Here is a 22,972-nt window from a genome sequence, read left to right as displayed (position 1 = left end):
CCTCGAGAGACATCGCATGAAGATCAAATCCGTCCGCGCCCGCGTCTTCCAGTGGAAGGGCAAGACCGTCCCGCCGCAGGGCAATTTCTGCTCCAACGCCATGGACCTGCTGTACTCGCCGGCCGAGACCATGAGCACCTTCCGCTTCCATTCGTGGACGGTGGTGGAGATCGAGACCGACGACGGCATCGTCGGCCTGGGCAACGTGGCGCTGGCGCCGGCGATCGCCAAGGCGATCATCGACGAGTACCTCACGCCGCTGGTGGTGGGCCAGGACCCGTGGGACTACGAGTACCTGTGGCAGCGCATGTACCGCGCCACCCACGCCTGGGGCCGCAAGGGCATCACCATGGCGGCGATCTCGGCGGTCGACCTCGCCATCTGGGACATCCTGGGCAAGTCGGTCAACAAGCCGGTGTTCAAGCTGCTGGGCGGCCGCACCAAGGAAAAGATCCCCTGCTACTACTCGAAGCTCTATCGCACCGACATCAAGGAGATGCAGGACGAGGCGCAGAAGTACCTGGACCAGGGCTTCACGATGTTCAAGACGCGCTTCGGCTACGGCCCGGCGCACGGCACCAAGGGCGTGAGCGAGAACCTGAAGGCGGTGGAAGCGCTGCGCGAAGTGATCGGCTACGACAACGACCTGATGCTCGAGTGCTACATGGGCTGGAACGTGGAGTACGCCAAGCGCATGCTCCCCAAGCTGGCGAAGTTCCAGCCGCGCTGGCTGGAGGAGCCGGTGATCGCCGACGACATCGACGGCTACGCCGAGCTGAACAACATGAACATCATTCCGATCTCGGGCGGCGAACACGAGTTCTCGCACTACGGCTTCAAGCAGCTGCTGGAGCGCAACGCGGTGTCGGTGGTGCAGTACGACACCAACCGCGTGGGCGGCATCACCGCGGCGAAGAAGGTCAACGCGCTGTGCGAGGCCTACAGCGTGCCGGTCGTCCCCCACGCCGGGCAGATGCACAACTACCATCTCACCATGAGCAGCATCGCCTCGCCGATGGCGGAGTACTTCCCGATGTTCGACGTGGAAGTGGGCAACGAGCTGTTCTATTACATCTTCGACGGCGAGCCGGTGGCGGACAATGGCTTCCTGCAGCTGGACGACAACAAGCCCGGCCTGGGCCTCACGCTCAAGACCGAGTTCCTGAAAGACTTCGACATCATCGGGTGACGGCCATGGCCAACGCGCGCTACCGGGGCTTGTTCCCCGTCGTTCCCACCACGTTCACGGAGGCGGGCGAACTCGACCTGGCGAGCCAGAAGCGGGCGGTCGACTTCATGATCGAGGCCGGCTCCGATGGCCTGTGCATCCTGGCCAACTTCTCCGAGCAGTTCCTGCTGGCCGACGACGAGCGCGAGGTGCTCACGCGGACCATCCTGGAGCACGTGCAGGGCCGCGTGCCGGTGATCGTCACCACCACGCACTTCAGCACCAAGGTCTGCGCCGAGCGCAGCCGGCGCGCGCAGGCCATGGGCGCCGCGATGCTGATGGTGATGCCGCCTTATCACGGCGCCACCTTCCGCGTGGGCGAGCCCAAGATCCACGAGTTCTATGCGCGGCTCTCGGACGCGGTCGACATCCCGATCATGATCCAGGACGCGCCGGCGGCCGGCACGCCGCTGTCGGCGGCCTTCCTCGCGCGCATGGCGAAGGAGATCGAGCACGTCGCCTATTTCAAGATCGAGACGGCTCAGGCGGCGGCGAAGCTGCGCGAGCTGATCCGCCTGGGCGGCGACGCGATCGAAGGACCGTGGGACGGCGAGGAAGCGATCACGCTGCTGCCGGACCTCGATGCCGGCTGCACGGGCGCGATGACGGGCGGCGGCTTCCCGGACGGCATCCAGCCCATCCTGCAGGCTTATGCCGCAGGCCGGCGCGACGAGGCGATCGCCGCCTACGAACGCTGGCTGCCGCTGATCAACATCGAGAACCGCCAGTGCGGGCCGATGGCCGCCAAGGCGCTGATGAAGGAAGGCGGCGTGATCGCCTGCGAAGCCCCGAGGCATCCCTTCCCGGAGATCCATCCGGACAGCCGCAAGCTCCTGATCGAGACGGCGAAGCGGCTGGATGCGATGGTGCTGCGCTGGGGCAGGTAAACCCGTCATTCCCGCGCAGGCGGGAATGACGGGCTTCCTTCACCTCCGCGCCAACACCCACGCACACGCCAGCAACGGCACCGCCAGCACCGCATACCCGATGCGGTAGCTGCCCGAAATCGCCGACACCGCGCCGAACAAAGGCGGCCCCAGCACCACGCCGAGGAAGGTGATTGCCAGCGTCCCGCCGGTCGCGAGCCCCGCCATCCCGGCCGGCGCCTGCCGCGCGACCTCGGCGAGGTAGACGCCGTTCCACCCGATCGCCGACGCGCCGAACACCAGCAGCACGGCGATCACGATGACTGCCGGCATCGCGGGCTGCAGCAGCGCGGTGGCGATGGCCGACAGCGCCATCACGCCGGCCAGCGACGCCAGCATGCGCCGCGCGCCGAACCAGCGGTCGGCCACGTAACCCCACAGCACCCGCCCGATGACGGCGCCCACCTGCGACAGCGCCAGCACGAAGCCGGCCGCGACCAGGCCGTAGGCCAGGCTGTCGGTGAGATAGGTGACGAGGTAGGTGGTGAGCGACAGCTGCGCGATCGAGAAGACGAAGGAGCAGCCGGCCAGCATGCGCAGCTTCGCATCGGACAGCACCAGCTTGACCGGCTCGAAGATGTTGCCCAGGGTGAGGCGGCGCGCCGGGTCGCGGTCGGCGTCGAATTCGGCGCGCAGGCTCTGGGCCACCACGGCGCACGCGATGTTGGCGGCGGCGACGGCCAGCAGGGCGAGCTGCCATCCGGTCAAGAGCTGCAGGCCGGGAACGATGGCGCCGGCGAGGGCGCCGCCCAGCGGCACGCCGGTCTGCTTGACCGAGAACACGAGCGACATGCGGTGCGCGGGCGTGGTGCGCGCGAGCAGGTGCGAGCTGGCCGGCGTCACCGGCCCGTAGCCGATGCCGACCAGCAGCGCGCCGAGCGCGATCACGGGAACGAAGGGGACGGCGCACAACGCGAGTCCTGCCGCGCAGAGCACCAGGCTGATCTGGCTGACGCGGATCGGGCCGTAGCGCGCGACCGCGGCGCCCGAAGCGAGGCTGGCCGACATCGCGCCGGCGTAGGCGACGGCGATGTAGAGGCCGATGTAGGTGGCGGAGATGCCGACCTCGGCCGCCACCTTGGGCGCCATCGCCGGCAGGGTCAGCATCGCCATCGCCACCATGGCCTGGATCGCCAGCGTGATGGCCAGCGGGACCCAGCCGCCTTGGGGTTCTTCTTGCATGGAAGCACTGTAAGCGCAGGCAGCCGCGGTTCGGGCTGCGCCGCTCACCACGGCCTACGATGGCGGGCATCGCGATCCGCGCTGCGCGCATCGCTGGGGTTCGGCCTGCGGCGCTCACCGCCAGCCTACGAGCAGGCGCGACCTGTCACGGCGGCTCTCCCCGTAGGCCGTGGTGAGCGCAGCGAACCGCGGCATGTGCGCCACGCCCGTAGGCTGGGCCGGCGCGCGCGCCGGCGCCGGTAAGCGCAGCGCACCCCAGCTTCCCCGGCCAGATGGTTTCCGGTTACGAGTTCCGGAGCCGCCCAATCTTCGCGGCCGGTTTTGAAAGCGATTCCACTTCGGCTATGTCCTTGCGCGAGTGGCCGCAAGCGGCCAGGGACTCTCGCTGCACAGTGGGGGAGCGACCCCCAGGCACATCCCGCCGTGCCGGTCGTACGGCACGCGCCGGCGGTGTCGCAAGGACACACCCGAAGCGGAACCAAAAACCAAAAAGGCCCGGATCCTTGCGGAATCCGGGCCCCTGCGAAGAGGTGGAGCGTGCCGTGGCTACACGACGCGCACTCCCGGATTCAACGACGGACCTTCGACACCGCCAAGCGCAAGCGCACCACGGCCCGCAAAGCGGGTCAGGTTCGTCTGGACGGGGCAGGTCATTCGCACGTTGCTTCCTTTCGATGTTCGTTGGCCTCTTGCGAGGCAGGGAGCGGACTATAAAGAATCTTCACAAACGTTGTCAAGCGCCCGCACAATACGGGCGTTGTAGATAGTGAACACCGTGACAGACAACGTGACCCTCACGCGCCGGCGCAACATGCTGGCGCTCTACCAGGACTACGCGCGCGAGCACCTGGCGCGCGGCGAAAGCGCCAAGGGCCTGGAGCAGACCTTCGCCGCCACCCTCGAGATCTCGCCCAGCACCTGGTCGCAGATCAAGGGTTCGCGGCCCATCGGCGACCGCCTCGCGCGGCAGATCGAGCAGCATGCGGGCAAGCCGGCCGGCTGGCTCGACGAAAGCCGCGAAGCGACGCAGGCGCCCGACGCCGCCGAGGAGCGATTCGTGGAACTGGCGCGGCGCGCCTGGCGCGCCGCCAATGCCAAGGGCAAGCGCGAACTCGCGCACACCCTCAGGCAGGCGCTGCCGCCTACTTCTTCGGCACCATGATGCCCATCATCAGGTCGGTGTTCAGCTTGGCCATCTGCTGCATCAGCGCCCACTGGCTGGTCATGATCTTGGTGAACTCGGGGCTGGTGGGATTGGCCTGGCCCGACATCGCCAGCTGCGCTGTAGAAGTGGCGATCTTCTGCTGCTCCGCCAGGATCTTCTTGACGGCGTCTTGGTACTCTTCCAGGGTCATGGCTCGCTCCGATGGCCGGGCAGGACGCCCGCGGGCATCTTATGCCTGAACCCGGCCGCGCGGGGTTTCGGTGCCCGGGCGGCGCTTCAGCAGCCAGTGCTCCAGGCCATCGAACACCCACTGCGTCAGGAGCGCCAGCACCGCCGCCGGCACGGCGCCGGCCAGCATCAGCGTGGTGTCGTTGACGGCCAGCCCGGCGACGATGCGCTCGCCGAGGCCGCCCGCGCCGATGAAAGTGGCAACCGTCGCCACGCCAACGTTGAGCACGGCGGCGGTCTTGATGCCGGCAAAGATGGTGGGCGCGGCCAGCGGCAGCTCGACGCTGCGCAGCACCTGGCCGTCGCGCATGCCCAGCGCCAGCCCCGCCTGCCGCATGCCGCCGGACAAGGAAGCGAGGCCGGCATGCGTGTTGCGCACGATGGGCAGCAGCGCATAGACCGCCAGCGCCAGCAGCGCGGGGAAGAAGCCGATGCGCCCAACCAGCACGATCAGGAAGGCGAGCAGTGCCAGCGAGGGCACGGTCTGCACGATGCCGACCACGCCCATCAGCGTGCCTTCCAGCCGCGGCATGCGGTGCGCCAGCACGCCCAGCGGGATGCCGATGGCAACGGCGATGGCGAGCGAGGCGAAGACGAGGGTGAGGTGCTCGCGCAGCAGCCGCGGCAGGTCCGGCGCGAACAGGCGATCGAGGAAGGACTGCGGCTGCGACGCCTTGGCCGCCGGCGCGGATTTCGCTCGCGCCAGGAATCCGCGCGCGGCCTGCTCGAAGGTCTTGCCGTCGATCTCCACCTCGGCGTTCAAGGCGCGCATGGTGTCGTCGTCGATGCGGCCGGCCAGGCGCTGCAGCGGCTGCGGGTCGACCTCGGCGCGCATCAGCAGCACCGCGTCGTAGCGCGGGAAGAAGTTGCGGTCGTCCTTCAGCACGCGCAGCTGGAGGCGCGCGATCTGTGCATCGGTGCTGTAGGCGTCGACCACGTCCACCTGCTTGCCGGCCAGCGCCTGGTAGGCCAGGCCGTGATCGAGCCCGCTGCCCGGCGTGAAGGGCAGGGCGTAGGCCTGCTTCAGCGCGTTCCAGCCGTCGGCGCGCACCAGGAATTCGTGCGACAGGCCGAAGCGCAGCGGCTCCTTGCTGCGCGCCAGGTCGGACAGCGTGGCGATGCCCAGGCGCGCGGCGTCGTCCTCGCGCATCGCCAGCGCATAGGTGTTGTTGAAGCCGAGCGGCACCGCGGCCTTCAAGCCGCGCGGCTTCAGCCACTCGTTCAACTGCTCCAGGCTGGGATGGGGCGCATCCTTCTTCAGCAGTTCGCGCGCGATGGTGCCGGTGTATTCCGGGTAGAGCGCGATGCCGCCGGTGGCGAGCGCCTGTTCCATCACCGCGGTGTTGCCCAGCCCCTGGCGGTGCGTCGCCGCCACGCCCGCCTCCAGCAGGGTCTGGCGCGCAATCTCGCCGAGGATGTAGCTCTCGGTGAAGCGCTTGGAGCCGACGACGACGTCGTTCGCGGCGTGCGAGGCGAGGGCCGCAACTGCAAGGGCGGCGGCAAGGAGCGCGCGAATCAGGCCGGGGCGAAGGATCCTGGGCATCAGCGGGCCCGCAGCGCGACGCGCGCGATCAGCACCAGCAGCAGCACCTGCAAAGGCAGGCGCGCCACCAGCGCCCAGTACGGGACGCCGGGGAACCGTTCGGCATGCTGCAGCATGTAGACATTGGCCGGCGTGACCGCGACCGTCAGCGCGAACAGCCCCCAGGCCGCCCAGCGGCGCGTGCGCGGAAGCAGCAGTCCGGCCGCACCTGCCAGTTCGAAAACGCCCGTCACCAGCACGATGGCGAGCGGCGGCCATGGCAGCCAGGGCGGGACGATGCGCATCTCGGTTTCCGTGAAGGCGAAGTGCGCGATGCCGCCGACCAGGAACCACAGGAAGACGAAAGCCAGGCCGGGTGCGGGTTTGCGCATCGCGCATTCTAGGCAGCCCTGGCCGCGACCCTGCCATTCGTTTCTGGGATAGTGGCCTCATGTCCCGCCCCGCCTGGCTCAAGCCCTGGATGCCGCTCGCACTGGCCTTGCTTGCGCTGGCCGTGCTGCTGTCCGCCGGCGACGGCCCGCCCACGGACGCGCAGGGAAAGCTGCAGGGGACCTGGCTGCGCGAAACGCGGGAGCAGGGTGTCACTGCGCGCCACCTGCTGGTGCTGGAGCCGGGCGGGCTTTTCCACGAGACGGTACGGGTGGTCGATGGCCGCGGCGTCGCCACGCTCTTCACCCATGCGGGCACCTGGCTCTACGACGGCACCAACCTCAAGCGCAGATACACCCTGGTGAACGGCGCGCCGCCTTCGCGCCTGAACGGCCCGCCCTTCGCCACCTTCGAGATCGCCTTCGCGTCGCGCAACGAGTTCGATGGCGTCGACCACATCCACGGCAACCGCATCGCCTACCGGCGCGTTGCGCCGGAGACGGAACTTCAGCAGTAGGGCCCTAGCGGCGACCGCCTGGGATTGACCTGGGGGCGCCGCGTCCTTATCGTTCGCCCCTTGCTGTTTTTTCCGTGCATGAACCAACGATGATCCGCCCGTTTGCCCTCCTTGCCGCGTTGGCCTTGTCCGCCTGCGCCGGTCGCGCCCCCATTTCCGCATCCACTCCCGTCGTCACTGAAGCCGCCCCCCGGGCGATGGCTTGTCCGGCGGAACTGCCCGCCGCCGCCCGCTGCCTGCACGGCCAGGACTCCGCCGGCGCGTTCTACCTGGTGGCGATCCCGCCGCAGTGGAACGGCACGCTGGTGCTGCACGCGCACGGCGGGCCCACGCTCGGCGCACCGAAGCTGGAGCGCACGGTCGAAGACCTGCAGCGCTGGGCGGTGGTGGTGAAGGCCGGCTATGCCTGGGCCGGCTCCAGCTTCCGCCAGGGTGGGGTGGCCGTGCATGCGGCCGCGGAGGACACCGAGCGCCTGCGCCGCATCTTCGTGGCGCAGGTCGCCAAGCCGAAGATGACGATCCTGCACGGCCAATCGTGGGGCGCGAGCGTCGCGGCGGTGGGCGCGTCGACGTACACCGAGGGCAAGCCTTACGACGCCGTGCTGCTCACGAGCGGCGTGCTCGCGGGCGGCAGCAAGGCCTACGACTTCCGGCTGGACCTGCGCGTGATCTACCAGGCGCTGTGCGGCAACCATCCGCGTCCCGACGAAACGCAGTACCCGCTGTGGATGGGATTGCCGGCCGGCGCCAGGATGACGGCGGCGGATTTGCGCCAGCGCTTCGAATCTTGCCTGGGGACGGACAAGCAACGGACGGCGGAACAGCAGCGCAAGGTGCAGACGATCGTGGACCTGGTGAAGATCCCGGCGAGTTCGATCGCCGGCCATTTGAACTGGGCGACTTTTCACTTCCAGGACATCGCGCAACTGCGCACCGGCGGCCGCAATGTATTCGGCAATGTCGGCGTGCAGTACGCCGACGTCGCGCTCGACCGGGCCGTGCAACGCTATGCGGCCGACCCGCAGGCTGTTGCGGCCTTTGCCGCCGACACGGATCCGAACGGGCGGATTCCCGTCCCCGTGCTGACCGTGCACGGCATCGACGACCCGACGGCCTTCGTCGAGATGGACGACAGCTTCCGCCGCACGATGGAGCGGGCGGGGACGGCGGGGCATCTCGTGCAGACCTTCACGTCCGACAACACGCACAGCTACTTGAGCGAGCCGGTGTATCCGGCGCTGCTGGCGGTGTTGTCCGAGTGGGCGCGCGGGGGTTCGAAGCCCACGCCTTCGTTGGTGGCGGCGCGGTGTGCCGAGTTGGAGGTGACGTACGGGAAGGGGTGTCGGTTCCGTACGGATTACGTGCCGCAGCCTTTGTCTGCGCGGGTGCCTCCCAGGTAACGCCCTCCGGTCGGGCCCAGGGTGGGCACGGGAGGGAACGGCGCTGCGATCCCGCAGGGGAGCAGCGTCAGGGCGGGGCAGTCCTCCTTGGCGAAGTTAAGGAGGAGGAGCGGGTCGCAGCCGGAGGCGAGGCCCGCGCGGGGGACATTCGCCAAGGAGGGCTGCCCCGTCCTGGCGCGGGTGGGGAGCAAAGAATCAGGGCTTGCGCGCCATCAGGAATAACAGAGACCCGGACCCCACGATCAATGCGAGCAGGGTGAATCCAACCCGATAGTCCCCCGTCAGGTCGGCCAAGGACCCAGCAATCAACGGCCCCCCGACCTGCCCCAGCGAAATCAGGATCGCCGACAGCCCCAGGATCATCCCGATCGCCTGCAGCCCGAAGTAATCGGCCCGCAGCGCCTGCATGAAGGGCCCGCGCACGCCCCAGGCCACGCCGTGCAGCACGGCGAACGCGCCCAGCATCGCCGGGTGCGACGCATAGGTCAGCATCAACAGTCCCAACGCGTGCGACAGCATGCAGCCGGCCGCCACCCGGCGCTTGTCCCAGCGGTCGCCGACCGCCGCGCCCAGCAACACGCCGCAGCCTTGCGACACCGTCATCAGCGTGATGACGAAGGCCGCCTGCGCCAGTGAGTAGCCCAGGCCTTCCTTGATGTGCGAGATCGCATGCACGTTGACCGCGGTCACCGCGAGCAGTGCGATCGCGTGGCCCAGGCCCAGGAACCAGAACGCGCGCGTGCGCAGCGCCTGCGCCGCAGTGAAGGCGCGTTCGGGCGCCGCGGCGGAAACGGTGGCTCCTGCAGTGGCACCCACGACTTCCGGCGGCGCGATCGGCTCCCCATCCACCGTCTCGCCGATGTCCGCCGGTTTGCCGCGCACCACCGACGCCAGCAAGGACCCCAGCACCAGCCACATTCCCGCGGAGATCAGCGCCATCGTCCGCCAGCCGTAGGTCTGCATCACCCAGCTCACCGCCGGCACCAGCAGCCCGCCGAAAGCGAGTCCCAGGCTCGTGAGCGACAGGGCCCGGGCGCGGCGTTTGCGGAACCAGTGCACCACGGCCACCGACAAGGGGAAGTAGCCGCAGAAACTGCCCGCGACCGCCAGCAGCAGCACCGCGCCGTAGAAATGGGTGATGGTCCGCGTCTGGCTCAGGGCGACGAAACCGAGGGACACGAGCACGACGCCGGTGCGCACCATCGCCCGCGGTCCCACGCGATCGGACAGGTAGCCGAGCAGCGGACCGAGCAAGGCGCCTTCGACCGACAGCAGCGCGGCGGCGCCGGACAAGGCGGTCTTGCTCCAGCCCTGTTCCTCCGATAGCACGGCGACGTAGGCGCCGAAAGCCTGCAGCAGCAGGCAGGCATGCAGTGTCTGGATGCCGACGCTCGCTGCCACGATGCGCCAGCCGTAGAAGATTTTCAAGCGAGCAGTTTAGCGGGGGCCGCCGCACGGCCTAGGGTTCCCCCCAGCCCCCCCGGCAGGAGGGGGCAGCGGGACCACCCCCCTGCCCAGAATTCGCCCACGTCGCGCCACGCCGCGCGCACGCATCCACGGACAACAAAGAGGAGCTCCCTTGAACGCATTCCCGTCGCCCCGACGCGCCATTGCCCTGGCGGCCGCCCTGCTGTGCGCCACCGCCGCCCAGGCGTTCGAGATCGACACCGGCAATCCCGACCTGACGGTGCGCTGGGACAACACGCTGCGCCTGAACTACGGGGTGCGTGCCGAAAGCCGCGACCAGAAGATCGGCAACTCCGCCCTGGCCGACGAAGGCGACTACAGCTTCGACCGCGGCGATGCCGTCGCCAAGCGCCTGGACGTGCTGTCCGAGCTGGACCTGGTCTACCGCAAGAACTTCGGCGCGCGCGTCAGCGCCGCCGGCTGGTACGACGCCGCCTATGGCGACACCAGCCGCAGCAACCCGAACGCGCCGCTGGTGGGCATCCCCAGCTACGTCAACAACCAGTACAGCAACACCGTCAAGCGCTTCTACGCGGGCCCGTCCGGTGAGGTGCTCGACGCCTTCGTCTTCGGCGGCGGCGACGTAGCCGGCGTGCCGGTGCGCGCCAAGGCCGGCCGCCACACCCTGTACTGGGGCGAGTCGCTGTTCCTCACCGGCCACATGCACAGCGTGGCCTACGCGCAGAACCCGCTGGACTTGCAAAAGGGCTTTGCCACGCCGGGCACCGAAGCCAAGGAACTGTTCCGTCCGCTGAACCAGCTTTCCGCCCAGGCGCAAGTGACCGACACGCTGTCGCTCTCCGCGCAGTACCTGCTGGAGTGGGAAGCGGCGCGCTATCCCGAAGGCGGCACCTACCTCGGCCCCGTGGACTTCGTGTTCAACGGTCCCGACCGCCAGTTCATCAGCGCCGGCCTCGGCTTTGCCTACCGCGGCCCCGCCGCCGAACCCAGCCAGCACGGCGAGTTCGGCCTGTCCGCGCGCTGGAGCCCGGCCTGGCTCGATGGCTCCCTGGGCTTCTACTACCGCCGCTTCGCCGACAAGCTGCCGCAGACGCTGCTCACCACCGTGGGCCCGGCCAGCGCCAGCCGCTACAACCTGGTCTACGCCGACAACATCGACCTGTACGGCGTGAGCCTGGCCAAGAACGTGGGCGGCGTGAGCATCGGCGCCGAACTCTCGCAGCGCCGCAACACGCCGCTGAACGCGCAGGTGCTGGGCATCGCCCCCGGCCTGCCGGAGCAGGGCGAGACCAAGGGCCCGCGCGGCGACACCTGGCACGCGCTGGTCAACGCGGTCGGCACCGTGTCAAAGACCGGCATGTTCGACGCCGCCACCTGGGCCGCGGAACTGGCCTGGTCCAACTACTCCAAGGTGCGCAGCGGCGCGAACCTGTTCAACGCGATCGGCTATGCGCCCTGCGCCGGCAAGGACAAGATGGACGGCTGCGCCACGCACAGCTACGTCGGCGCGGCCTTCGCCTTCACGCCCACCTGGTACCAGGTGTTGCCGGGCCTGGACCTGTCGGCGCCGATGTCCTATTCCGTCGGCCTGCGCGGCAACGCCGCCACGGTGTTCGGCGGCAACGAATCGTTGGGCAACTACGCCGTCGGCCTCGGCGCCGACCTCTACCAGAAGTACCGCTTCGACCTGAAGTACATCGACTACGTCGGCCGCTACAAGCACAACGGCACCGCGGTCACCTCCACCAACGGCCTGACCACCTTCCTGCGCGATCGCGGCATGGTCAGCCTGACCTTCAAGACCACGTTCTAAGGAGAGTCGCCATGCGATTCATGCTCACGCTCATCGCCGCCGCGCTGCCCCTGTGCGCCGGCGCCACCATCACTGCCGACGAAGCCAAGGCCCTCGGCACCACGCTCACGCCGATCGGCGCCGAAAAGGCCGGCAACAAGGACGGCAGCATTCCCGCCTACACCGGCGGCATGACGACGCCGCCCGCGGGCTACAAGGCCGGCGACGGCATCCGCCCGAATCCTTTTGCCGGCGAGAAGCCACTGCTGGTGATCGATGCCAAGAACGCGGCGCAGCATGCCGACAAGCTGACGGAAGGCGCCAAGGCGCTGATCCAGCGTTACCCCACGTTCCGCATGGACGTCTACAAGACGCACCGCACAGTGGCCTTCCCGAAGTACGTCACCGACAACACCGCGAAGAGCGCGCTCAAGGCGAAGACGCTCAACGACGGCCGCTCGATGGAAGGCGCGCACGCGGGCTTCCCCTTCCCCATCCCGAAGACCGGCTACGAGGCGATGTGGAACCACCTCGTGCGCTTCAACGGCGTGGCCTACGAGTCCAAGTACCGCAACCTCACCATGGATGCGAACGGCCGCGTGACGCTGGCCGTGGAAGGCCAGAGCACGCAGGAGTATCCGTTCTGGGACGTAAACAAGCCCGATGCCGACATCTTCTGGAAGCTGAAGCTGCAGTACAGCGGCCCGGCCCGCCGCGCCGGTGAAGCCCTGATGCTGGTCGATCCGCTGGACATCGGCAGCAAGGAACGCCGTGCCTGGACCTACCTGCCCGGCCAGCGCCGCGTGAAGGTGGCGCCGGACCTGGCGCACGACACGCCGAACCCCGGCACCGCCGGCTCGACGACCTTCGACGACACCTTCATCTTCAACGGCGCCATGGACCGCTTCGACTTCAAGCTGGTGGGCAAGAAGGAGATGTACGTGCCTTACAACGCCTACCAGGCGGTGTACCAGGCCAAGCAGGACGACCTGCTCAAGCCCAACCACCTGAACCCGGACCTGGTGCGCTGGGAGCTGCACCGCGTGTGGGTGGTCGACGCCACGCTGAAGGCCGACAAGCGCCACGTGTACGGCAAGCGCACCTTCTACCTGGACGAAGACTCCTGGGCGGCGCTGGCCTCCGACGGCTACGACGCGCGCGGCCAGCTCTATCGCGCCGGCTTCGCCTACATGGCGCCCAGCTACGACGTGCCCGCGCCCTACACCGACATGTTCGGCCACTACGACCTGGTCTCGCGCATCTACTCCGTCACCGGCTTCATCGCCGAGACCGGCGGCCTCAAGCAGACCAAGCCGCTGGGCGACCGCGAATGGACGCCCGACGCGCTGGCCGGCTCCGGCATCCGCTGAGGGACGCGACCATGCTGCGCCGCCGTCCGTTGGGGCTGCTGCTGGCGGCCGGCCTCGCCGCCGCCGCCCTGGCCCAGACCGCCGTTCCCGCGCCTTCGCGCGACGTGCTGGACACGCCTGCGGTGGCGACGCGCCTGGCCGACCGCGGCTTGCTCAATGCATTGGCCCGCGCCGGCACGCGCATCGTCGCCGCCGGCCAGCGCGGCCACATCCTGCTGTCGGACGACGGCGGCCGCAGCTGGCAGCAGGCCGAAGTGCCGGTGAGCTCCGATCTCGTGGCGCTGCACTTCCCCACCGCGCAGCTCGGTTGGGCCGTGGGGCACGACGGCGTGATCCTGCACACGCTCGACGGCGGGAAGAAGTGGGCCAAGCAGCGCGACGGCCGTCCCGATGCGGCCGACGTCCCGCTGCTCGACGTGTGGTTCGCCGATCCGCTCAGCGGCTACGCCGTCGGCGCCTTCGGGCTCGTGCTGCGCACCGCCGACGGCGGCGTGCACTGGGAAACGCTGAAGGACAGCGTCGACAACCCGAAGGGCCTGCACGTGTATGCGGTGCGCGGCATCGCCGGCACCGTCTACATGGCGGGCGAGCAAGGCCTGCTGCTGAAGCTCGATGCGGCCAGCGGACGTTTCGTGCGACAGGTGACGCCCTACGCGGGCACGCTGTTCGGCGTGACCGGCAACGACAAGGCCGTGGTGGCCTTCGGCCTGCGCGGCAACGCGGTGCGCAGCGCCGACTCCGGCGCGAGCTGGCAGGCGATTGCGACCGGAATCCCGTCTGGCCTCACCGCCGGAACGGTCGACGCGCAAGGCCGCTTCCTGCTCGCAGGCCAGGCCGGGCAGCTGCTCGCCAGCAGCGACGACGGTGCCACCTTCCAGGCGATCGCGCTGCAACGCGCCTTGCCCGCCGCGGCCCTTCTCCCTGCCGGACCCGCCGCCGTTCTCGTGGCCGGCCCCCGCGGCGTGCAACTGCAGCCGCTGCCCTGATTCGGAACCCTCCCATGCATGCTGCCACCGTGCCCGCCAACCTGGCGGGCGATGCCGCTCCGGAATCGGGCGCGCTGATCGAGCGCCTGATCTTCAACAACCGCCGCGCCGTGCTGGTGCTGTGCGCGCTGCTCACGCTGGCCTTCGTCGCCCTGGCCGGCTGGCGACTGTCGCTGAACGCCAGCTTCGACAAGATGATCCCGCGCGGCCATCCGTTCATCCAGAACTACCTGGCCAACCGCCTCGAGCTGCGCGGCCTGGGCGACTCGCTGCGCATCGTGGTCGAGAACCCGCGCGGCGACATCTACGACAAGGCCTACCTCGACGCGCTGCGCAAGGTGCACGACGAGCTGTTCCTCACCCCGGGCGTCGACCGTGCCTGGCAGAAGTCGCTGTGGGCGCCCGGCGTGCGCTGGACCGAGGTGACGGAGGAGGGCTTCCGCGGCGGCCCGGTGATGCCGGACAACTTCGACGGCTCGCGACGCGCCACCGAGCAGCTCAAGGCCAACATCGCGCGCTCGGGCCTGGTCGGCAGCCTGGTCGGCAACGACTTCAAGTCGAGCATGGTGGTGGTGCCGCTGCTGGAGCAGGACGCGTCCGGCAAGCCGGTGGACTACCGTGCGCTCTCGCACGCCATCGACAAGCTGCGTGACCGCTACGACGCCATGGGCGAGCAGGCGCCGGTGCGCATCCGCGCGATCGGCTTCGCCAAGCTGGCCGGCGACCTGATGGACGGCCTGATGCAGGTCGCGCTGTACTTCGCGCTGGCTGCGCTCACGGCCGCCGCGATCATCTGGCTCTACACGCGCTGCGTGCGCAGCACCGCGCTGGTGCTGGGCTGCTCGCTGGTGGCCGTAGCCTGGCAGCTGGGGATCGTGGCGGCGCTCGGGCTGCAGCTCGATCCGTATTCGATCCTGGTGCCTTTCCTCGTGTTCGCCATCGGCGTGAGCCACGGCGCGCAGAAGATGAACGGCATCATGCAGGACATCGGCCGCGGCGCGCACCAGCTGGTGGCCGCGCGGCTCACCTTCCGCCGCCTGTTCCTCGCGGGCCTCACGGCGCTGCTGGCCGACGCCGTGGGCTTCGGCGTGCTGATGGTGATCGACATCCCGGTGATCCAGGAGCTGGCGCTGTCGGCCAGCATCGGCGTGGCGGTGCTGATCGTCACCAACCTGATCCTGCTGCCGGTGCTGCTGTCGTATTTGGGCGTGAGCCCGGCGGCGGCGCGGCGTGCGCTGGCCGCGGATTCGGAACATGCGTCCGGGCCGCTCGCGCGGCTGTTTGCCGGCCTGCAGTGGTTCGTCACGCCGCGTGGCGCGCGCGTGGCCGTGCTGCTGGCGGTCGTCCTCGCGGCGGGTGGCTATGCGGCCAGCCGGCACCTGAAGATCGGTGACCTCGACGCCGGCGCGCCGGAGCTGCGGCCCGGCTCGCGCTACAACCTGGACAACGCCTACATCACGGGCCACTACACGCTTTCCAGCGACACCTTCGCCGTCATCGTGAAGACCGACAAGGAAGGCTGCCTGAAGTACGGCACGCTGGTCGAAGCCGACCGCCTGGCCTGGGCGCTGCAGCAGGTGCCGGGCGTGCAGGCCACCACGGCGCTGACCAACGCGGTGCAGCGCATCACGGCCGGCAGCAACGAGGGCAGCCCCAAGTGGCTGACCATCGCGCGCAACCAGGACGTGCTGAACTACGCGGCGCAGCAGGCCAGCGTGAACAACCCGGAGCTGTTCAACAACGATTGCTCGGTGATGCCGGTCATCGCCTACCTGTCGGACCATCGCGCCGAGACGCTGGACCGCGTGGTCGCGGTGGCGCAGTCCTTCGCGACGGAGCGCAGCGGCAAGGACCGGCAGTTCCTGCTGGCCGCCGGCAGCGCCGGCATCGAGGCGGCCACCAACATCGTGGTGCGCAAGGCCTGGCTGCAGATGCTGCTGCTGGTGTATGCCGCGGTGGCGGTGCTGTGCTTCATCACCTTCCGCAGCTGGCGCGCCGTGGTGGTCGCGATCGTGCCGCTGATCGTGACTTCCCTGCTGTGCGAAGCGCTGATGGTGGCGCTGGGCATCGGCGTGAAGGTCGCGACCCTGCCGGTGGTGGCGCTGGGGGTGGGGATCGGCGTCGACTATGCGCTGTACCTGCTGTCGGTGCAGCTGGCGCAGCAGCGCGCCGGCGCCTCGCTGGCGCAGGCTTACGCGAGCGCCTTGCGCTTCACGGGCAAGGTGGTGGTGCTGGTGGGCATCACGCTCGCGGCCGGCGTCGCGACCTGGGCGTTCTCGCCGATCAAGTTCCAGGGGGACATGGGGATCCTGCTGGCCTTCATGTTCCTGTGGAACATGGTGGGTGCCGTGGTGCTGATTCCGGCCTTGTCGCATTACCTGCTGAGGGATGCCAGAAGTTGAAGTATTGATTCCCTCTTGAACCCCGCTTCGGCGGGGCTTTTTTTTGCCGGGATTCGACCGACTGCCTAACGTCGCGGCGGGCGGTGTGCGGTGCAGGCCCGCATGAAGGGGCAGTCGCCTGAAAGGCCGGTCCCGCCGGCGGAGCGCGGCTACGAGAGCGCCAGCGAATCGAGCCGCGCGTATGTTTCATGCTGACAAGGCACCTGTTTGAGTGGAGTTTTTGGCCGCGCAGCGGACAAAAACTCAACGAGTTGTGCCTTGCGACGCCGGCGGGACCGGCCTTTCAGGGGAGTCGGCGCGCGAAGCCGCCGACCGACGCCCCAGCGGGCCTGCACCGCGCACCGCCCGCCGCGACGCGCCCCGGAAGCAAAAAAAAGAAGCCGGATCGCCTTCCAGCAATCCGGCCCAAGGGCTTGGAGCCATGAAAAAGAGGGTTGTCGCGCTTACTCCGGCTTGAAGCCGATCGCGTTCAGGACGCCGCCGATGCGTTCGTAGTCGACGGCCAGGCCCTTCTGCATCTCGTCGCTGGTGCGCGGCTGGCCGACGTCGAAGCCGGTCTCCTGCACCTTGGCGCGCAGCGCCGGATCGGCCAGCGCCTTCAGCGCCGCGGCGCGGACGCGTTGCTGCACGGCGGCCGGCACGTCGGGCGCGCTCCACAGGCCCATCCAGGCGAGCGCTTCGAGCTGCGGGTAACCGGCTTCGCGGAAGGTCGGCACGTCGGGCAACTGCGGCAGGCGCGCCGGCGTGCTGACGGCCAGCGCCTTGATCTTGCCGCCCTTGATCAGCGGCAGCGAAGTCGGCACGCCGTCGAACATCAGCGGCACGTGGTTGCCCATCACGTCGGTCAGCGCCGTCGTGGAGCCCTTGTAGCCCGCATGCACCAGCTCGATGCCGGCGGCCTGCGCCAGCTGCTGGCCCATCACGTGCGACAGCGAACCCGGGCTGTACGAGGCGTACACCAGGCGCGGATTCTTCTTCGCGTAAGCCACCAGGTCCTTCAGGTTCGCCGCCGGAACGGTGGGATTGGCCACCAGCACCAGCCCGCCGCGACCGAGCTCGGCGAGCGGACGCAGTTCCTTGGCCATGTCGAACTTGAGCTTGACGATGTGCGGCACTTCGCTGACCAGCGAGCTCACGCCCACCAGCAGGGTGTAGCCGTCGTGCGGCGACTGGATGATGTCCTGCACCGCGATCGCGCCGCCGGCGCCGACCTTGTTGTCGACCACCACCGGCTGGCCCAGTTCCTTGGCCATGGGCTCGGACACCAGGCGCGCAAGGATGTCGGCGCTGCCGCCGGCGGGACCGGCGACGACCAGGCGGATCGGCTTGGCCGGCCAGGCCTGGGCGTGCACGGCGAGGCCGAAGGTGGACAGGACGGCGGCGGCGATGACCGCGCGCCGGGAGATGAATGACTTCATGGGGAATCCCCTTCCGGGTTCAGTTTAGGCAAGCCAACGCAACAGCGCCAGCGCGAGGGCCGCGAGGAACAGGGTCTCTCCGACCATGAGCGCCACGGGCTTAAAGCCCACGGCGACGAGTTCTTTCAAATGCGTCTTCATGCCGATGCCCGCAATCGCGGCCACCAGCAGCCAGCGCGAGACGTCGCTGCCCGACTTCTGCAGCGCGGCCGGAACGAATCCGGTGCTATTGACCGCGACCAGCACAGCGAACGCCACTGCGAACCACGGCAGCAGCGGCGGCCGCTGCGTACCCGGCGCATGCTGCGCGCGCGTGGCCAGCGAAGCCAGCAGGATCACGGGCAGCAGCATCGCCACCCGCAGCAGCTTCACCAGCGTGGCGACATCGCCGGTCTGCGGGGACAGGCTGTAGCCCGCGCCGACCACCTGCGCCACGTCGTGGATGGTCGCACCCAGGAAGATCCCCGCCGGCACCTGCGCGAGGCCGAGCCACTGCACCAGCATCGGATACAGCACCATGGCCAGGGTCGACAGCGCCGACACGCCGATCACGGTGAACAAGGTCGCGCGGTCCTTGAGCGGATGCGCGGGCAGGGCTGCCGAAAGCGCCAGCGCCGCGGACGCGCCGCAGATCGCAGTGGCGCCGCCGGTCAGCAGGCCGAACTGCCCCTTGAAGCCGAGCAAGCGCGCAGCCACGATCGAGACGCCGATCGTCAATGCCACCGACAGCACCACCAGCCCCAGCGGCCCCCAACCCAACGCCGCCACCTGTCCCAGCGTGATGCGCAACCCGAGCAGCGCGATGCCCACCCGCAGCAGCTGCCGCGCGGTGAACTCGATGCCGGGCTTGCAGGCGCCTTCCGCCGACAGGAAGTTCATCGCCATGCCCAGCAGCAGGGCGAACAGCATCACCGGCGCGCCGTAGTGCTCCGACAGGAAGCCGGCGGCGGCGCCGACCACGCCGCAAGCCAGCACGCCGGGAGCGAGCAGGCGAAAGCGGTCGGCCCAGGGGTGGGCACGCAGGGCCAGCAACATCGCTTCAGATCCCGGGCAGGCGGTGCTCGCGGAACTGCTCGCGCAGCTTGTTCTTCTGCATCTTGCCGGTGGCGCCCAGCGGGATCGCGTCGACGAACACCACGTCGTCGGGCGTCCACCACTTGGCGATGCGGCCCTCGTAGAAGGAGATCAGGTCGGTGCGCGAGACTTGCGCCCCCGGCTTCTTCACCACCACCAGCAGCGGCCGCTCGTCCCACTTGGGGTGCGGCGCCGCGATGCAGGCCGCCATCGCCACGGCGGGATGCGCCATCGCGATGTTCTCCAGGTCGATCGAGCCGATCCACTCGCCGCCGGACTTGATCACGTCCTTGCTGCGGTCGGTGATCTGCATGAAGCCCTCGGGGTCGATGGTGGCGACGTCGCCGGTGGGAAACCAGCCGTCCACAAGCACCTGGCCGCCGTCACCCTTGAAGTACTGGCTGATGATCCAGGGCCCGCGCACCATCAGTTCGCCGGCGGCCTTGCCGTCGTGCGGCAGCTCGCGGCCCTCGTCGTCGACGATCTTCAGGTCCACGCCGTACACGGCGCGGCCCTGCTTGGCCTGGATGGCGAGCCGCTGCGCCGCCGGCAGTCCTTGCTGCTGCGGCTTGAGCGTGCACACCGTGCCCAGGGGGCTGATCTCGGTCATGCCCCAGGCGTGCAGCACGGCCACGTCGTAGCGGTCCTGGAAGGTGGCCATCATCGCGGGCGGGCAGGCGGAGCCGCCGATCACCGTGCGCCGCATCGTCGAGAACTTCAGGTTGTTGGCCTCCACGTGCGCCAGCAGGCCCTGCCACACGGTGGGCACGCCGGCCGACATGGTCACGCCTTCGGCCTCGAACAGCTCGTGCAGGTTCTTGCCGTCCAGGAAGGGGCCGGGGAACACCAGCCGCGCGCCCGTCATGCAGGCCGCGTACGGCAGGCCCCAGGCGTTGACGTGGAACATGGGCACCACGGGCAGGATCACGTCGCGGGCCGAGACGTTCATGGCGTCGGGCAGCGCCACCGCATAGGTGTGCAGCATCGTCGAGCGGTGGCTGTACAGCGCGCCCTTGGGATGGCCGGTGGTGCCCGAGGTGTAGCAAAGCGAGCTGGCGGTGTTCTCGTCGAAGGTCGGCCAGTCGAAGTGGTCGGGCTGGCGGTCCAGCAAGTCCTCGTAGCAAAGCAGGTTGGGCACGGCGCTGGAAGCGGGCATGCGCGAGCGGTCGGTCAGGGCGACGAAGGCCTTGATGGTCTTCACGCGCGGCGCGATCGCCTCGATCAGCGGCAGGAAAGTCAGGTCGAAGAACAGCACTTCGTCTTCGGCGTGGTCGGCGATCCAGACCACCTGGTCGGGATGCAGGCGCGGGTTCAGCGTGTGCAGCACGGCGCCGGAACCCGACACCGCGTAGTACAGCTCCATGTGACGGTAGCCGTTCCAGGCCAGCGTGGCGACGCGGTCGCCGTGGTGGATGCCCAGCACGTTGAGCGCGTTGGCCAGCTGGCGCACGCGGCCGGCCATGTCGCGGAAGGTGTAGCGGTGGATGTCGCCTTCCACGCGGCGCGACACGATCTGCTGCTCGGGATGGTGGCGCTCGGCGTGCCGCAGCAGCGAGGAGATCAGCAGCGGCTGCTGCATCATGGATCCGTTCATGGCTCTCTGTCTTTCTGGTTCAGGCGCTGGCGGCGGGGCTCGCGGCGAGCGGCGCCGGCGCGGTGGCTGGAGGGTGGTCGGCCGCGCTCGCGGCGTCCGATTCATAGGTGCGAGCGGCCAGCAGGAAGGCGGCCGCCGCGGGCAGGGCGAACAGCGGCGTGGCGGACAGCGCCGCCTGCAGGCCCCAGCTGTCGGACAGCAGGCCGGCGACGACGGGGCCGGCGGCCAGGCCGAACAGGTTCTGGAACAGCGCGAGCACCGAGGAGCCGGTGGCGCGCACGCCAGGGTGCACGACGTCGATCACGATCGCCGACACCGGGCCGACCGTGCAGGTCATGACGAAGCCGCCGGCGACGATCAGCGCCAGTTGCAGCGTCGCATCCGTGGCCAGGCCGAAGGCGGCGACCAGCAGCAGCAGCGACAGCAGGCACAGCACGGCCATCGCGAGCAGCTTGCGGCGCGGCTGGCGCAGGCCGGCGCGGTCGACCACGGCGCCCCACACCACGCTGCCCGCGGCGCCCGCCAGCACCACGGCACCGGCAAACACCGAAGCGCGCTCGGGGGCCATGCCGTGCAGGCGGTTGAAGAAGCTGGGCAGCCACGACCACACGGCCGAGACCACCACCAGTTGGGCCGCGCCGCCCACGCACACCCACAGCATGGTGCGCGAACGCGTCAGGACGCGCACGACGTGCCGCACGGTGTCGCGCAGGCTGCGGGTGGTGCGATCGAGCTGCGGCGTGAGTTCCACCGTGCGGTAGTCGCGCACCTTCAGGTACAGCACTGCCAGCACCAGGCCGGGGACGCCGACCACGCCGAAAGCAGCCTGCCAGCCCCAGCGGGCCGCGATGAATCCGCCGAGCATCACGCCCAGCACCGAGCCCACCGACGCGCAGGCGAAGAAGCCCGCCAGCAGCGCGCCGCGCAGCCGCGCGGGAAAGTGGCTGGCGATCAGCGCGGCGCCGACCGAGCCGTAGCCCGCTTCGCCGAGCCCGACCATCGCGCGTGCAGCCAGCAGCTGGCCGTAGTTGCGGGTGAACATGCAGGAGATCGTGGCCAGGCTCCACAGGCCGGCCATCGCGGCGATGCTGCGCACGCGGCTCGCGCGGTCGGCGAACAGCGCCACCGGCAGCGCGCCCAGGGCCACGGTCACCGAGACGATGGAGACCAGGCTGCCCAGCTGCGCGTCGGACCAGCCCCAGTCCGCCTTCATGTGCGGGAACAGGGACACGATGACCTGGCGGTCGACGTAGTCGACGATCATCAGGGCGATGGTCATCGCGAAGGCGAACCAGGCGGCGCGGCGGCCGAACAGGTAGCCGTCGGCGCCGCCCAGCGTCGCGGGCCGCGACTCCAGCGAGCTGATCTGCACGCTCATGGCACAAGCACCGTGGCGCCCGTGGTCTGGCGCGATTCCAATGCGCGGTGCGCCTCGGCGGCATCGCGCAGCGCGAAGCTGCGGCTCGGCTCGCTGCGGATCTTGCCGGCCTGCACCAGGCCGAAGAGTTCCTCGGCCATCTTCAGCATGTGCGCACGCGGGGTCGCGTAATGGATCATCGCCGGGCGCGTCACCCAGATCGAGCCCTTCACCGCGAGCAGCGTCGTGTCGATCACCACCGGGCCGGAGCTGGTGCCGTTGCTCACGAGGTGGCCGCGCGGCTGCAGGCTGTCGAGCGACGCCATCAGCGTGTCCTTGCCGACGGAGTCGTAGACCACCGGCACGCCCTTGCCGTCGGTGAGTTCGCGCACGCGCTTGGCGATGTCCTCGCGCGAAGTCACGATCACTTCGGCGCAGCCGTGCGCCTTGGCGACTTCGGCCTTCTCGTCGGTGCTGACGGTGCCGATCATGCGCACGCCCAGCGCCTTGGCCCACTGGCACGCCACCAGGCCGACGCCGCCTGCGGCCGCGTGGTACAGGATGGTCTCGCCGCCTTGCAGCGGATAGACCTGGCGGAACAGGTACTGCGCCGTCATGCCCTTCATCATCAGCGTGGCCGCGGTGCTGTCGCTCACGCCTTCCGGCAGCGGGATCAGCACCTCGGCCGGCACCAGGCGCACGTCCGCATAGGCGCCTTGCGGCCCCAGCAGGTAGCCGACGCGGTCGCCCGGCGCGAATTCGGTGACGCCTTCGCCCACCGCTTCCACCACGCCGACGGCGTCGGAGCCGATGCCGTTGGGCAGCGGCAGCGGATAGCGGCCGGTGCGGAAGTAGATGTCGATGAAGTTGACGGCCACGTAGGCGTGGCGCACGCGCACCTGCCCGGGGCCGGGCGCCCCGACTTCCACTTGCTCGTGGCGCAGCACTTCCGGGCCGCCGGTTTCGTACAGGCGAATGGCGTTGGCCATGGGG

19 protein-coding genes are annotated in these 22,972 nt (G+C 69.3%); 9 read left to right on the top strand and 10 right to left on the bottom strand.

The window, feature by feature from the left end; genetic code table 11:
• Positions 1-16: 16 nt before the first annotated feature.
• On the top strand, positions 17-1,189 hold the full coding sequence (locus tag LZ009_RS01770; RefSeq protein ID WP_275696162.1) for an L-rhamnonate dehydratase: 1,173 nt from the start codon (positions 17-19) through the stop codon (positions 1,187-1,189).
• Between the two features lie 5 nt (positions 1,190-1,194).
• Positions 1,195-2,115 (top strand): dihydrodipicolinate synthase family protein, encoded by a 921-nt coding sequence (locus LZ009_RS01765; protein ID WP_275696161.1) that lies wholly within the window; start codon positions 1,195-1,197, stop codon positions 2,113-2,115.
• Between the two features lie 39 nt (positions 2,116-2,154).
• Here LZ009_RS01765 and LZ009_RS01760 read toward each other — a convergent pair whose 3' ends face one another.
• Positions 2,155-3,336 carry an MFS transporter gene (locus LZ009_RS01760; protein ID WP_275696160.1) on the bottom strand — a complete coding sequence of 394 codons (1,182 nt, stop codon included), beginning with the start codon at positions 3,334-3,336 and terminating at the stop codon, positions 2,155-2,157.
• A 775-nt stretch (positions 3,337-4,111) separates the two neighbouring features.
• Here LZ009_RS01760 and LZ009_RS01755 point away from each other — a divergent pair.
• Entirely contained in the window at positions 4,112-4,498 is a 387-nt protein-coding gene (locus tag LZ009_RS01755; protein ID WP_275696159.1) for a hypothetical protein, read from the top strand.
• Here the strand turns inward: LZ009_RS01755 and LZ009_RS01750 are convergent.
• Genes LZ009_RS01750 through LZ009_RS01740 form a run of 3 tightly spaced genes read right to left on the bottom strand, consistent with a single transcriptional unit; the run spans position 4,479 to position 6,643 of the window.
• Positions 4,479-4,691 carry a hypothetical protein gene (locus LZ009_RS01750; protein ID WP_275696158.1) on the bottom strand — a complete coding sequence of 71 codons (213 nt, stop codon included), beginning with the start codon at positions 4,689-4,691 and terminating at the stop codon, positions 4,479-4,481. The two genes, LZ009_RS01755 and LZ009_RS01750, sit on opposite strands and share 20 nt — an antisense overlap.
• A gap of 39 nt (positions 4,692-4,730) precedes the next feature.
• The gene (locus LZ009_RS01745) at positions 4,731-6,272 is read right to left on the bottom strand and encodes an ABC transporter permease/substrate-binding protein (RefSeq protein ID WP_275696157.1); all 1,542 of its coding nucleotides are present in this window, start codon (positions 6,270-6,272) and stop codon (positions 4,731-4,733) included.
• The gene (locus tag LZ009_RS01740; protein WP_275696156.1) at positions 6,272-6,643 is read right to left on the bottom strand and encodes a DoxX family protein; all 372 of its coding nucleotides are present in this window, start codon (positions 6,641-6,643) and stop codon (positions 6,272-6,274) included. The genes LZ009_RS01745 and LZ009_RS01740 overlap by 1 nt, the downstream gene beginning before the upstream one ends.
• A 59-nt stretch (positions 6,644-6,702) precedes the next feature.
• Between LZ009_RS01740 and LZ009_RS01735 the strand changes: the two genes are divergently transcribed.
• Both LZ009_RS01735 and LZ009_RS01730 read left to right on the top strand, forming a co-directional pair.
• Entirely contained in the window at positions 6,703-7,158 is a 456-nt protein-coding gene (locus LZ009_RS01735) for a hypothetical protein (RefSeq protein WP_275696155.1), read from the top strand.
• Positions 7,159-7,247: 89 nt separating this feature from the next.
• Positions 7,248-8,558: a hypothetical protein gene (locus tag LZ009_RS01730; protein ID WP_275696154.1), complete on the top strand. Its 1,311-nt coding sequence runs from the start codon at positions 7,248-7,250 to the stop codon at positions 8,556-8,558.
• Between the two features lie 195 nt (positions 8,559-8,753).
• Here LZ009_RS01730 and LZ009_RS01725 read toward each other — a convergent pair whose 3' ends face one another.
• The gene (locus LZ009_RS01725) at positions 8,754-9,986 is read right to left on the bottom strand and encodes an MFS transporter (RefSeq protein ID WP_275696153.1); all 1,233 of its coding nucleotides are present in this window, start codon (positions 9,984-9,986) and stop codon (positions 8,754-8,756) included.
• A gap of 151 nt (positions 9,987-10,137) precedes the next feature.
• Between LZ009_RS01725 and LZ009_RS01720 the strand changes: the two genes are divergently transcribed.
• Genes LZ009_RS01720 through LZ009_RS01705 form a run of 4 tightly spaced genes read left to right on the top strand, consistent with a single transcriptional unit; the run spans position 10,138 to position 16,536 of the window.
• Positions 10,138-11,799, top strand: coding sequence for a DUF1302 domain-containing protein (locus LZ009_RS01720; RefSeq protein ID WP_275696152.1), 1,662 nt, complete (start codon positions 10,138-10,140; stop codon positions 11,797-11,799).
• 11 nt (positions 11,800-11,810) lie between these two features.
• A complete protein-coding gene (locus tag LZ009_RS01715; protein ID WP_275696151.1) occupies positions 11,811-13,148 on the top strand; it encodes a DUF1329 domain-containing protein in 1,338 nt (445 codons plus the stop codon).
• Between the two features lie 11 nt (positions 13,149-13,159).
• Positions 13,160-14,134: a WD40/YVTN/BNR-like repeat-containing protein gene (locus LZ009_RS01710; RefSeq protein ID WP_275696150.1), complete on the top strand. Its 975-nt coding sequence runs from the start codon at positions 13,160-13,162 to the stop codon at positions 14,132-14,134.
• Between the two features lie 14 nt (positions 14,135-14,148).
• Positions 14,149-16,536, top strand: coding sequence for an efflux RND transporter permease subunit (locus LZ009_RS01705; RefSeq protein ID WP_275696149.1), 2,388 nt, complete (start codon positions 14,149-14,151; stop codon positions 16,534-16,536).
• A gap of 443 nt (positions 16,537-16,979) precedes the next feature.
• Here LZ009_RS01705 and LZ009_RS01700 read toward each other — a convergent pair whose 3' ends face one another.
• From LZ009_RS01700 to LZ009_RS01680, 5 genes are read right to left on the bottom strand one after another with little or no spacing between them, the layout of a single operon-like run.
• Complete coding sequence (locus LZ009_RS01700; RefSeq protein ID WP_275696148.1) at positions 16,980-17,954, bottom strand: Bug family tripartite tricarboxylate transporter substrate binding protein; 975 nt, start codon at positions 17,952-17,954, stop codon at positions 16,980-16,982.
• Between the two features lie 24 nt (positions 17,955-17,978).
• A complete protein-coding gene (locus tag LZ009_RS01695; RefSeq protein ID WP_275696147.1) occupies positions 17,979-18,989 on the bottom strand; it encodes a YeiH family protein in 1,011 nt (336 codons plus the stop codon).
• A 4-nt stretch (positions 18,990-18,993) separates the two neighbouring features.
• Positions 18,994-20,622, bottom strand: a complete 1,629-nt coding sequence (locus LZ009_RS01690; protein WP_275696146.1) for a 3-(methylthio)propionyl-CoA ligase — start codon at positions 20,620-20,622, stop codon at positions 18,994-18,996.
• 19 nt (positions 20,623-20,641) lie between these two features.
• Positions 20,642-22,000 (bottom strand): MFS transporter, encoded by a 1,359-nt coding sequence (locus LZ009_RS01685; protein WP_275696145.1) that lies wholly within the window; start codon positions 21,998-22,000, stop codon positions 20,642-20,644.
• Positions 21,997-22,968, bottom strand: coding sequence for a quinone oxidoreductase family protein (locus tag LZ009_RS01680; protein ID WP_275696144.1), 972 nt, complete (start codon positions 22,966-22,968; stop codon positions 21,997-21,999). Before LZ009_RS01680 ends, LZ009_RS01685 begins: the two co-directional genes overlap by 4 nt.
• Between the last annotated feature and the right edge of the window lie 4 nt (positions 22,969-22,972).

It is taken from the genome of Ramlibacter paludis (assembly GCF_022012305.1).
Taxonomy (GTDB): Bacteria; Pseudomonadota; Gammaproteobacteria; order Burkholderiales; family Burkholderiaceae_C; genus Ramlibacter; species Ramlibacter paludis.
The sequence above is the reverse complement of the archived record's forward strand: the minus strand, read 5'-3'. Positions and strand labels throughout refer to the sequence as shown.